The following is an 11831-nucleotide window of genomic DNA, read 5'->3' as shown; positions in this document are numbered from 1 at the left end:
ATGCCCCACGGGGTCTTGCCCTCGTAGTAACCGGGGATGAAGACCCACTTGTCCAGCGTGGCCTTGTTGCTCACCGTGTCGTAGACACAGTGACCGGCGGTCGCGACCAGGTTCTTGTACTGGCTCTGCACCGCGGTCGCGGAGCACCAGTGCGGCTTGTTGTCGGCGCCGATGAAGAACACCTTGCCGGTGGTCTTCGGCAGGTTGACGTTCTTCAGGTTCGCCGTGGTGGCCTTCTGGTCACCGCTGGAACCCACGACGCCGGCCTTGCTGTCGGCCGAGGCGCCGCCGGTCGAGACGTGCTTGGTCGGCACGGTCGTCTCGACGTTGTACGGCGTGGCGTTGATCAGGTTGGCCTTGCCCTGGCCGTACCAGAACGCCGCGACCTGCTTGGCGGCGAAGTTCGTGTTGGCCAGGTTAACGGGCGGGGCGACGTCCGAGTCGGCCTGAGCCGGCGCGGCGACGGCGGCGGCAGCCAGCAGGCCCGCCGCGATCCCGCCCAGAGCGAGGGTGCGCTTCATGGATTTCTCCCAGGTCTGTCGTGGGACGCCGCTTGCGCCCCATCCGTCAGTGAAGGATCGAGAAGAAAGCTATAGGAGAGTTTGGTGAGGTGTAAGCGCTCTGCGGCTTGCGCTCCTCTGGCACCGCCCGCTGCGCCGCCCCTTCTCGCGGGGCGTCGGGCCATGTTTTGGCTGATCATGAAGGGTGAGTTTCGGTTGCGCTGGCATGGCTTTGCGCATCGATAGTGTGACCTAAATCACAGTTTCTGGTGAAACCAGATGGGGCTCTCTCCCGTCAAAGCGGGTCCTGCCGGACGCCCTGCCTGCCGGCCGTCGCTCCGGCGAAGGAGACGCCTCCGGACACGCGAAAAGGGCCCGGCTGGAAGCCGGGCCCTTTGGTCCAGTCAGAGCGTCAGAGGGTGTCTCAGACGATCTTGCCGGAAGCGAACTTCGCGGCGTACTGGTAGACGGCCAGGGTCTCACCGTCGAAGTACGGGGAGACGCTGGTGTCGATGCGCTTGTTGCCGTCGGTGTCGGAGACCGCGATGGTCACACCGTTGAGGTAGCCAAGACGCTTGGTGCTGCTGTAGCGGTACAGCCAGGACGAGCCGATCGAGCCCTCACCGGTGAAGCTGGTCTTGATGCCCACCAGCTCCTCGGCCTTGAGCGCCGGGGCGGCCGCCTTGAAGGTCTTGCCGTAGGCCCACTTGAGGGTCTTGCCGGTGAAGGCGTAGTTGCCGTCCGGGTGCGACCCGCTCGGGTAACCGAACACGAAGATGCCGGTCCCGATCTTCTGGTTGTAGGCCAGGCCCTGACCACCGACGTTGGCACCCAGGGTGCCGACGTCCTTGAGGGCGATGTCGACGAGGTGGCCACGGAGCCTGTAGTCGACGTCGAAGTTGCCCCAGTAGGTCGCCTTGTACCAGCCGTTGTCCTTGGCGAAGTAGAAGGCCTTGCCGTCGGACGACCAGCCGCCGTTGCCGTACTCCCCGCGGGAGACCCGGGTGACCTCGGTGCCCCACGTCCTGTCCTGGTAGGTGGACGTGCCGTGCTCCTTGGCCTGGTTCTCCAGGGTGGCCTGGTTCGCCGGGACGTTGCCGCCGAGCTGGGCCTTGGTGGCGGGCGCCTTCTGCGAGTCCGGCGTGTGCAGGCGGACCCGCTTGGTGTAGTCCACCACGGGCACGATCTTGCCCGCGAAGCCGGTGCTCTTCAGCTCCAGCTCCTTCTGGGCCTTCTCCGCGTCCGCCTTGGTCTCGAACGTGCGGTTGTCCACCCAGTTCTTGACCTTGTCGACGGCCACGTCGGTGACCTGGACACCGTTGTAGACGGTGACGAACGCGTAGTCGCGGTCGCCGTCCTCGTAGTTGTCGAAGTCGTAGTGGGTGTACGCGGTCTTACCCACGTAGATGCCCCACGGAGTCTTGCCCTCGTAGTAACCGGGGATGAAGACCCACTTGTCCAGCGTGGCCTTGTTGCTCACCGTGTCGTAGACACAGTGACCAGCGGTCGCGACCAGGTTCTTCCACTGGCTCTGCACCGAGGTCGCCGAGCACCAGTGCGGCTTGCCGTCGCCACCGATGAAGAACACCTTGCCGGTGGTCTTCGGCAGGTTGACGTTCTTCAGGTTGCTCGTGGCGGCCTTCTGGTCGCCACTGGAACCCACGACGCCGGCCTTGCTGTCGGCCGAGGCGCCGCCGGTCGACACGTGCTTGGACGGCACGGTCGTCTCGACGTTGTACGGCGTCGCGTTGATCAGGTTCGCCTTGCCCTGGCCGTACCAGAACGCGGCGACCTGCTTGGCGGCGAAGTTCGTGTTGGCCAGGTTGACCGGGGGGGCGACGTCCGAGTCGGCCTGAGCCGGCGCGGCGACGGCGGCGGCAGCCAGCAGGCCCGCCACGACCCCGCCGAGGGCGAGAGTGCGCTTCATGGATTTCTCCCTGGTCTGTCGTGGGACGTCACCTGCGCCCCATCCGTCAGTAAGAGACGAGGGAAAAGGTATAGGAGAGTTATGTGGGGTGTAAGAGCATTCGCGGCTTCCGGCCGGGTGCTGGCGACACCCGTGCCGCGCCATTCGACGCCATACGGACGCGTTTTGCCTGATCATTTACGTCGTGCATCAATCTTCCTGACGGAGCCGTTCAGCCCCGAATGTGACCTAAATCACAGGTTTGGATGAAACCGGCAGTGCGAGGATCGCGTCAAAGTCCGCCTGTCGGCGGAGGTGGGCAACGGAGATGAGAGGCGTTGCCGCGGCACCGGGCATTGGTCGCTTCGGGGGGCTTTTTCCGCAGGTCAGGCCTCATTAGGTGATGTCGCGGAGTCGGCCTCGCAAGTCCGGCGCGGGGCGCTCCCGACGGTCCCCCCGCCTCCGCGCGTGCCGCTCGTCCACGGAACCCCCGGGAACGGCGCTCTCACCGTTCTCCGCCGGCACGGAAACGCCGGCCACGGCGGAGAATTTGGACCGGTCCGAACAATCGAAATCGGTTATTGCATCGGTCCAATGAGTATTCGGCCGCGTTCTGATTCATCGGGCCGTATTCCGTGACCGCCTTGTCAAGGCTGGAAAGAGGGAGACGGGCCATTCTCGGCTGCGCGCACGGCGATTCAGGCGGCCGGATCCGGGGCCCGGCGGAGCTTCCGAGGCCGGCCGTACGACCCTCAGAGCGGGCTCTGGCGGCCGTCCGGGCGGCCGGGGCGCGGCGAGGGGGCCGACGCACGCGTGCGGGGACCCGGATCACGCGGGCGACAGCGGTTCGCGGCGCACAGGAGACCGCACAGGAGACCGCGCAGGAGGACTGAGAGAGACATCGTGTCCGGGGAAAGGTTGGGGAAAAGTCCGGGGAAAACGAAAGGGCCCGGATGGACAAGCCATCCGGGCCCTTCCTGACGCCGTCAGGAGTCAGAACACTCAGACGATGCGGCCGGAGTGGAACTTCGCGGCGTACTGGTAGACAGCCAGGGTCTCACCGTCGAAGTACGGCGAGATGCTGGTGTCGATGCGGTCGTTGCCGTCCACGTCGCCCAGGCCGATGGTCACACCGTTCAGGTAACCGAGGCGCTTGGCGCTGCTGTAGCGGTACAGCCAGGACGAACCGATCGAGCCCTCGCCCGTGAACGAGGTCTTGACCCCGACGAGCTCCTCGCCCTTGACGGCCGGGACGCTCACCCTGAAGGTCTTGCCGTACGCCCACTTGAGGGTCTGGCCGGTGAAGGCGTAGTTGCCGTCCGGGTGCGACCCGCTCGGGTAACCGAACACGAAGACGTTCGTGCCGATCTTCTGGTTGTAGGCCAGGCCCTGACCGCCGACGTTGTCGCCGAGACGCCCCACGTCCTTCAGGGTGATCTTCAGCGTGCCGTGCGGCTTGTGGTCGTTGCGGACCGACTTCGCCCAGAACGTCCGGGCGTAGTACTTGTACTTCGGCCGGTGGTTGTCGTCGCAGTGGTCCTTGCCGCCGCGCCCGCGCTCGTTGTCGCCCGCGAAGTTGCTGCGGGGACGGTCGTCGTCGCACCAGTCCGGCTTGCCGGTCGGCTTGCCCGTCGGAGAGGCACTCGGCGACGGGGACGGGGAGGCCGACGGCGAGGGGCTCGGCGAAGGCGAGGCCGACGGCGAGGGGGACGGGCTGTGCTTGGGGCCGCCAGGACCGCCAGGACCGCCGGGGCCACCGGGGCCGCCAGGACCCTTGAAGAGGACCACGTCGTCCGCGGCAGCCCTGGGGCCGTGACCCGGTCCGCCGTGGCCGTGGTCGTCGCGGTCCCAGACCTTCTTGCGGAAGTACAGGGTCTTGCCGTCGCTGCTCACGTACGAGTCGAAGCGGCTGTTGTACTGGCGCTCGCTGATCTCGCGGGTCTCGGCACCCGTGCCCTTGGCCCAGGGGCCGTTGCCGGTGAGGTCCCTGCCCCGGTTCAGGGCCTGGAACTCGCGCACGGACAGGCGCTTCACGTACGAGCGGTGGTCGTCGCGACCGCGGTGGTCGTCACGCCCGTGGTGGTCGTCACGCCCGTGGTGGTCGTCACGCCCGTGGTGGTCGTCGCGGCCGTGGTGGTCGTCACGCCCGTGGTTGTGCCCACGGTGGTCGTCACGGCCGTACCTGTCGTACTTGACGTCGGTGACCTGGACACCGTTGTAGACGGTGACGAACGCGTAGTTGCGGTCGCCGTCCTCGTAGTTGTCGAAGTCGTAGTGGGTGTAGGCCGTCTTGCCGACGTAGATGCCCCACGGGGTCTTGCCCTGGTAGTAGCCGGGGATGAAGACCCACTTGTCGAGGGTGGCCTTGTTGCTCGCCGTGTCGTAGACACAGTGACCGGCGGTCGCCACCAGGTTCTTGTACCCGCTCTGAACCGAGGTGGCCGAGCACCAGTGCGGCCTGTGGTCGGCGCCGATGAAGAACACCTTGCCCACCGTGCGGGGGAGGTTCACGTTCTTCAGGTTGCCGGTGGAGGCCTTCTGGTCGCCGCTCGATCCGACGACGCCCGCCTTGCTGCTGGCGGAGGTCCCGCCGGTCGAGACGTGCTTGGTCGGGAGCTTGGTCTCGACGTTGTACGGCGTGGCCTTGATCAGGTTGGCCCGGGCCTCACCGAACCAGAACGCGGCCACCTGCTGCGCGGCGAAGTTGGTCTTCGCGAGGTTGATGGCGGGGATCTGGTCGTCGGCTTGAGCCGGGGGGGCGACGATTGCGGAGGCCAGGAGGCCGGCCGCGACGCCGCCGAGAGCGAGAGTGCGCTTCAAGGTGGATCTCCCTGGTCTGTCGTGAGGCGTCACTTGCGCCCCATGCGTCAGTGAAGGAACTGATGGAAGTTATAACGAAGAAAGCCTCTGAAAACAGAAATTTCAGAATCTGCTATCAGTGCCCACAGGGTCTCCACGCGCCGTCCCGGCGGCTCCCCCGTACGTCTACGGGCCTCGTCTCCGCTGATCACGTAGCCATCGAGAGTCCCTCATCCTCTGGCCGGACTGGACCGATCCAGAGAATAAATGTGAGGAAAATCACACTCATGGGGAGATGTGTCGCTTCCCTGAGTGAAGTCAACAAGTTGGTGACGAAGTGTCCGATTACGGAGTCGAAAGCGCCAAAAGCGACAAAGGGCAAAGAATGGCATTTCCTGGCCGCGACGAGGGTGTTCGTCGGCTGTTGAGCCGGCGGAGGTGGAGCCTGCTCAGTGGCCTGTCCCATTGGAGGTGTCGAATGGGACCAGGAGTGTGCGCAGCAGAGCGGCGAGGGCCTGCTGCTCGTGCTGTTCGAGACCGGCCAGCAACTCGCGTTCCCGGCGCAGCAGGTCGGCGAAGGCGGCGTCCACACGGTGCATTCCTGCCGGGGTCAGCCGCACGAGCACGCCGCGCCGGTCCTCGGGGTCGGGGCGCCGGGTGACCAGCCCGGCGGCGGCCAGCCTGTCGATGCGGTTCGTCATCGTGCCCGAGGTCACAAGAGTGGCGCGCAGCAGCGCCCCCGGGCTGAGTTCGTACGGCTCGCCCGCGCGGCGCAGGGCCGTCAGCACGTCGAACTCCCATGACTCCATGTCGTGGGAGGCGAAGGCCGCGCGGCGCTCACGCTCAAGATGCCGGCTCAACCGGGAGACGCGGCTCAGCACTTCGAGAGGCGTCACGTCCAGGTCCGGGCGCTCCTGCTTCCAGGCCGCTACCAGCCGGTCCACCTCGTCCTCGGCGGGCCTCGAGAAGGTCATGGGCCGAGTTTAGCTTCTCTTGACATCGAGATATCTCCCGCGATATCGAGTATCTCGACATCGAGATAATGGAGGTGTGCACATGTGGGATCCGGAGGTCTACGGGCGCTACGCGACGGAGCGCGGCCGCCCCTTCTACGAGCTCGTGGCCCGGGTGGGTGCCCGATCGCCCCGGTACGTCGTCGATCTCGGGTGCGGCACCGGAGAGCTCACGGCGACCTTGTGCGATCGCTGGCCCGGCGCCCGGGTGCACGGCGTCGACTCCTCGCCCGAGATGATCGCCAAGGCGCCGCCCGGGCCGACGTTCGAGACGGCCGACGTCCGCGACTGGGTCCCGCCGCAGCCGGTCGACGTGATCGTCTCGAACGCGCTCCTGCAGTGGATCCCGGAGCACCCCGACCTGCTGCGCCGGTGGAGGGACCACCTGACCGAGGGCGGCTGGCTCGCCTTCCAGATCCCCGGCAACTTCCACGCGCCGAGCCACGCCGTCGTCCGTGAGCTGTGCCGTACGACCTGGCGGGAGGAGCTGGGCGACGTGCCGCGGGGGACGCCGGTCGGGGACCCGGCCGACTACGTGGACCTGCTCGCGGGGCTCGGCTTCGTCGTGGACGCGTGGGAGACCACCTACACGCACATCCTGCCGGGGGAGGACCCGGTGCTCGGCTGGATCAAGGGCACGGCACTGCGGCCCATGCTCGACCGGCTGCCGGCCGAGCGGCACGCCGCCTTCCTCGCCGACTGCGCGCGTGCCCTGCGCGCGGCCTACCCGCCCAGGGCGTACGGCACGCCGTTCCCGTTCCGGCGGATCTTCGTGGCCGCGCATCTTTGAATTCTGTTCACCTTCGCGTGGCAGTATGACCGCCGACCGGGACACCACAAGGGGGAACGGTGGCGCTTGAGATAGAGGACAAGTTCGACGTTCCGGAGGGCTTCGCCGTGCCCGGCCTCGGTGGCCTGCCGGGGTGCGAAGGGGTGGCCGAGCCGCTCTCCCACCGGTTGACCGCCGTCTACTTCGACACCCCCGACCTGCGACTGGCGGCCCGGGGCGTCACCCTGCGACGGCGGCGCGGCGGGGACGACGAGGGCTGGCATCTCAAGCTGCCCAAGGCCAAGGGCGCCCGCCGGGAGATCACCCGGCCGCTCACCCGCAGCGCCAAGGTGGTGCCCGCCGAGCTGGCGAGCCTCGTCCTCGCGTACACGCGGGGCGCCCCGCTCGCGCCGGTGGCCCAGCTGGAGACCCGCCGTGGGGTCACCCGGCTGCTCGGGCCGGGCGGCACGGTGCTCGTGGAGATCGCCGACGACCGGGTCAAGGGCACGGTGCTCGGCGACGAGCCGGTGGTGCGGCGCTGGCGCGAGGTCGAGGCCGAGCTCAAGGAGGGCGATCGCGACCTCCTGAAGAAGGTGGCCAAGCGCCTGCGCAAGGCGGGCGCCGCCCCCGCCGAGAGCGCGAGCAAGCTCGCCCGCGTCCTGGGTGACCGCATACCCGCGCCGCGGCCGATGACCCGGCCCGAGCCCGGGTCCGCCGGGGAGGTCGTCGTCGCCTACCTCCGCGCTCACGTCGCCGCGCTGCTCGCGCGGGATCCGTACGTGCGGCTGGCCGAGGAGGACGCCGTCCACAAGGCCAGGGTCTCCTGCCGTCGTCTGCGCAGCGCGCTCAAGGCGTTCAAGCGGATCGTCGCCGGCACCGAGGAGCTCCGGGAGGAGCTCAAGTGGCTCGGTGAGGTGCTGGGCGAGGCGCGCGACCTGGAGGTCATCCGGGCCCGGTTCGCCGCCCGGCTCGACGGCCTCGATCCCCGCCTCGTCACCGAGGAGGCGCGCCGCAGGCTGGGTGACGACCTGCGGGCCGGGGAGCGCGACGCGTACGAGCGCATCCGGGCGGCCCTCGGCGGAGAGCGTTACTTCGCGCTGCTCGACGCCCTCGACGCGCTGGCCGCCGACCCGCCGCTGACGGCCGCGGCGGCCAAGAACGCGGACAAGGCGCTGCCGAAGATCGTGGACAAAGCGTGGCGCCGGGTGACCGACGCCTATGAGGCGGCGCGGCGCGTGGAGGAGGGCGAGGAGCGGGAGACGGCGATGCACGAGGTGCGCAAGGCCGCCAAGCGCGCCCGCTACACGGCCGAGGCCGCCGGCATGTCCGGCCGGGCCGAGCGCGCCGAGCAGGTGCAGGAGGTGCTCGGACGGCACCAGGACGGCGTCGTCGCCCAGGGCGTGCTGCTGGAGGAGGCGGAACGGGCCAGGCAGGCGGGGGAGGACACCTTCACCTACGGCGTGCTGGCCGGCATCGAGAGCGCCGAGGCGGCCCGGGCCCACGAGGAGTTCCCCGCCCTCTGGTCCCGCCTCGCCTGACCTTTGTCTCAGGTCGCGTAACGCTCCAGGCTCACCACGTGCTCGCCCGCGTCGTCGCCGACAGCGCTCGCGCGGTCCACGGCCCGGTGGAGTACGGCGAAGCCGCCCTTGGCGAGGTTACGGTCGCCCGTGCCGTACGGCGCCCGGTGGGCCATGTCGAGCAGCTCGGGCAGGACCTTGCCGTGGCTGCAGAGCACCGCGGGCTCGGGCTCGGCCAGCAGGTCGCGGACGATGCGTTCCGCCGCGCGCGGATCGTAGCCGCTCTCCGACAGCGCCTCCTCCTCGCGCACCTCCAGCCCGTGCCGCTCGGCGTACGGCCGCAGCGTCTGCGTGCAGCGCCTGCTGTGCGAGCTGACCAGCGTGATCGGGCGATACGCCCCCAGCACCGTGGCCAGGATCTCGGCCTGGGCGTGTCCGTGCTCGTCCAGCGGGCGCAGGTCGTCGTCGCCCCTCCACTCCTGCCGGGAGCCCGCCAGCGCGTGCCGCAGCAGGATCAGCGGCATGGTGACGAGGGGAGCGGCGCCGACGGCGCGCAGCAGGCTGCGGTCCCAGGCGTAGGTGAGGCGCCGCCGCGCCTCCTCGATCGGCAGCCAGGCGACCTCGTCGACCTCGTGCCCGTCGCCGCCGATCGCATGCTGGTATCCCGGGGCGTGGGCGAGCCAGTAGTCCACCCGCTTGAGCCGGCCGCCGCGCATGTAGTGCACGGGCGGGAGCGCGCGGCCGAGCACGACCCGCAGGCCGGTCTCCTCCCACACCTCGCGCAGGGCCGCCGCGATCACGTGCTCGCCGTGCTTGAGCTTCCCCTTGGGCAGGCTCCAGTCGCGGTACGCCGGCCGGTGGACCAGGGCGACCTCCGGGTCGTCCGCGTTGCCCCGCCAGACGACCGCACCGGCGGCCCTGATCATGCCGCCGCCCATCACTCGGCCCCGTCGTCCACGGCCCGCCAGCGGCGGCTCGCGATCAGGTGGTGCTGGAGATCCACCTCACCCCGGTGGCGCAGCCACTTGCCGTCCGAATACAGCGTCCAGGCCGTGGTGGTGTCCTCGAACGCCATGTCGAGCAGGCGGGACAGATATCTGCGATGCTCCGGGCTCGCGACCTTCACCAGCGCCTCGACGCGGCGGTCGAGGTTGCGGCGCATCAGGTCGGCGCTGCCGATCCACAGCTCGGTCCGCCGTCCGCCGCCGAACTCGTAGATCCGGGAGTGTTCCAGGAACCGGCCGAGGACGCTGCGTACGCGGATCGTCTCGGACAGGCCGGGCACGCCGGGACGGAGCGTGCAGATGCCGCGCACCCACAGGTCGACCGGCACCCCGGCCTGCGAGGCCCGGTATAACGCGTCGATGACGGGCTCGTCCACGAGCGAGTTCGTCTTGATCCGGATCCGCGCCGCACGGCCCGCCCTGCGGTGGGCGATCTCCTGCTCGATCCGGGTGAGCAGGCCCTGCCGCAGCGAGTCGGGCGCGACCAGCAGCCTGCGGTAGTAGGACTGGTGGGAGTAGCCGGTCAGGTGGATGAACAGGTCAGTGACGTCCTCGCCCACCTGCGGGTCGGCGGTGAGCAGGCCGAAGTCCTCGTACTGCCGGGCCGTCTTCGGGTTGTAGTTGCCGGTGCCGATGTGGCAGTAGCGCCGCAGCTCGCCGCCCGCCTCCTGACGGACCACCATGGACAGCTTGCAGTGGGTCTTGAGACCGAGCACGCCGTACACGACGTGGCACCCGGCCGTCTCCAGCTTGCGCGCCCAGGAGATGTTCGCGTGCTCGTCGAACCTCGCCTTTATCTCCACCACGACCACGACCTGCTTGCCCGCCTCGGCCGCGTCGATCAGCGCGTCCACGATCGGCGAGTCGCCGCTGGTCCGGTAGAGGGTCTGCTTGATCGCCAGCACGTCCGGGTCGGCCGCCGCCTCCTCCACGAACCGCTGCACGCTCGTCGCGAACGAGTCGTACGGGTGGTGGATGAGGATGTCGCGCTCGCGCAGGATGGCGAACAGGTCGTCCTCGGCGCTGATCGCCTCCGCGGGGACGAACGGCCGGTAGTGGAGCTCGGGACGGTCGAGGTCGGCGATGGCGTGCAGCCCGGTCAGGTCGAGCGGCCCGGGCAGGCGGTAGATCTCGTTGCCGGCCACGCCCAGCTCGTCGACGAGCAGTTCCAGGACCTCGGGGGTGATGGTGTCCTCGACCTCCAGCCGCACCGGCGGCCCGAACCGGCGGCGCAGCAGCTCCCGCTCCAGCGCCTTCATCAGGTTCTCCGTGACGTCCTCGTCGATTTCCAGGTCCTCGTTCCTGGTCACCCGGAAGACGTGGTGCTGCACGATCTGCATGCCCTTGAACAGCTCGCCCAGGTGCGCCGCGATCACGTCCTCCAGCGGGACGAACCTGCTCGGCGAGGCGGTCACGAACCGGGGGAGCTGCGAGGGGACCTTCACCCGCGCGAACACCGTGTGGCCGTTCGCCGGGTTCCGCACCATCACGGCGAGATTCAGGGAAAGGCCCGAGATATACGGAAACGGGTGAGCGGGATCGACGGCCAGCGGTGTCAGCACCGGCCGGATCCGCTCACGGAAGAGCTTGCGCAGCGCCGTCCGCTCGTCCCTGGCGAGGTCGTCCCACCGGACGATCGCGATGCCCTCCTCGGCGAGCTCCGGGCAGATGCGGTCGTGGAAGACCGCCGCGTGCCTGCGCGCCAGGTCGTCGGCGACCGTCGCGATCCGCGTCAGCGCCTCGCTCGGCTTCAGCCCGCCCGGCGTCCGCAGCAGCAGGCCGGTCGCCATCCGCCGTCTGAGCCCGGCCACCCGTACGCGGAAGAACTCGTCCAGGTTGCTCGCGAAGATGGCGAGGAACCGGACGCGTTCGAGCAGCGGCAGCGAGGGGTCCTCCGCCAGTTCCAGGACACGCTCGTTGAACTGGAGCCAGCTCTCCTCCCGGTTGAGGAACCTGTCATTGGGCAGCGGGGCGTGCGCGGGGAGGTCGGCCTCCTCCGGCTCAGAGGCGGGGGAGCTTTGGGCGGACATATAACGAAATATGCCCTAAGTCGTTGAACGGAACGTTAACTTCGTCGCAACGAAAGCGTCAGGCTGTCGCGCCCAGGCGCTGTTTTCCTTGCTGGTCGCGCCTCCGCTGCGGCCTCCGCGCTCTCACCGTGTCGCCGCGCACTGTGCCTGCGATCATGCGGCCGCCGCGCCACTGTGCCACCGTGCGGCCGCGTGCCGCCGTGGATCGGCAATGCCACCACGCCACCGCGCCACCGCGGTGCTTGCTTGCGCCGAGCCGTCGTGAGCCGGCGTGCGACCCTGCCACCGTGCCG

7 protein-coding genes and 1 pseudogene are annotated in these 11831 nt (G+C 69.0%); 2 read left to right on the top strand and 6 right to left on the bottom strand.

Annotation, left to right across the window (positions count from 1 at the left end):
* The 4 genes and pseudogenes from AB0J39_RS33895 to AB0J39_RS33880 all read right to left on the bottom strand — a co-directional run.
* Positions 1-521, bottom strand: a pseudogene (locus tag AB0J39_RS33895) (hypothetical protein); the annotation flags it as partial.
* Between the two features lie 403 nt (positions 522-924).
* Positions 925-2427, bottom strand: coding sequence for a hypothetical protein (locus tag AB0J39_RS33890; protein WP_363472263.1), 1503 nt, complete (start codon positions 2425-2427; stop codon positions 925-927).
* Between the two features lie 981 nt (positions 2428-3408).
* Positions 3409-5226, bottom strand: coding sequence for a hypothetical protein (locus AB0J39_RS33885; protein WP_363472261.1), 1818 nt, complete (start codon positions 5224-5226; stop codon positions 3409-3411).
* A 428-nt stretch (positions 5227-5654) separates the two neighbouring features.
* A complete protein-coding gene (locus AB0J39_RS33880; RefSeq protein ID WP_169983503.1) occupies positions 5655-6179 on the bottom strand; it encodes a MarR family transcriptional regulator in 525 nt (174 codons plus the stop codon).
* Between the two features lie 82 nt (positions 6180-6261).
* On the opposite strand from AB0J39_RS33880, the gene AB0J39_RS33875 reads away from it, so the two are divergent.
* Positions 6262-7008, top strand: coding sequence for a trans-aconitate 2-methyltransferase (locus AB0J39_RS33875; RefSeq protein WP_363472259.1), 747 nt, complete (start codon positions 6262-6264; stop codon positions 7006-7008).
* A gap of 59 nt (positions 7009-7067) precedes the next feature.
* Entirely contained in the window at positions 7068-8525 is a 1458-nt protein-coding gene (locus tag AB0J39_RS33870; protein ID WP_363472257.1) for a CYTH and CHAD domain-containing protein, read from the top strand.
* A gap of 8 nt (positions 8526-8533) precedes the next feature.
* Here the strand turns inward: AB0J39_RS33870 and AB0J39_RS33865 are convergent, their stop codons facing one another.
* Together AB0J39_RS33865 and AB0J39_RS33860 are read right to left on the bottom strand one after the other, a co-directional pair.
* A complete protein-coding gene (locus tag AB0J39_RS33865) occupies positions 8534-9430 on the bottom strand; it encodes an NUDIX hydrolase (protein WP_363472255.1) in 897 nt (298 codons plus the stop codon).
* 11 nt (positions 9431-9441) lie between these two features.
* Positions 9442-11538, bottom strand: coding sequence for an RNA degradosome polyphosphate kinase (locus AB0J39_RS33860; RefSeq protein ID WP_363472252.1), 2097 nt, complete (start codon positions 11536-11538; stop codon positions 9442-9444).
* Positions 11539-11831 lie beyond the last annotated feature (293 nt).

The sequence above is a fragment of the Microbispora sp. NPDC049633 genome, assembly GCF_040675265.1.
GTDB lineage: Bacteria > Actinomycetota > Actinomycetes > Streptosporangiales > Streptosporangiaceae > Microbispora > Microbispora maris.
This window is presented reverse-complemented; position numbering and strand designations above follow the sequence as displayed.

Excerpts from the sequence above, each read along its gene's own strand:
- AB0J39_RS33890 (WP_363472263.1), bottom strand. The coding sequence starts at position 2,427 with ATGAAGCGCACTCTCGCCCTCGGCGGGGTCGTGGCGGGCCTGCTGGCT.
- AB0J39_RS33865 (WP_363472255.1), bottom strand. The coding sequence starts at position 9,430 with ATGATCAGGGCCGCCGGTGCGGTCGTCTGGCGGGGCAACGCGGACGAC.
- AB0J39_RS33880 (WP_169983503.1), bottom strand. The coding sequence starts at position 6,179 with ATGACCTTCTCGAGGCCCGCCGAGGACGAGGTGGACCGGCTGGTAGCG.
- AB0J39_RS33860 (WP_363472252.1), bottom strand. The coding sequence starts at position 11,538 with ATGTCCGCCCAAAGCTCCCCCGCCTCTGAGCCGGAGGAGGCCGACCTC.
- AB0J39_RS33875 (WP_363472259.1), top strand. The coding sequence starts at position 6,262 with ATGTGGGATCCGGAGGTCTACGGGCGCTACGCGACGGAGCGCGGCCGC.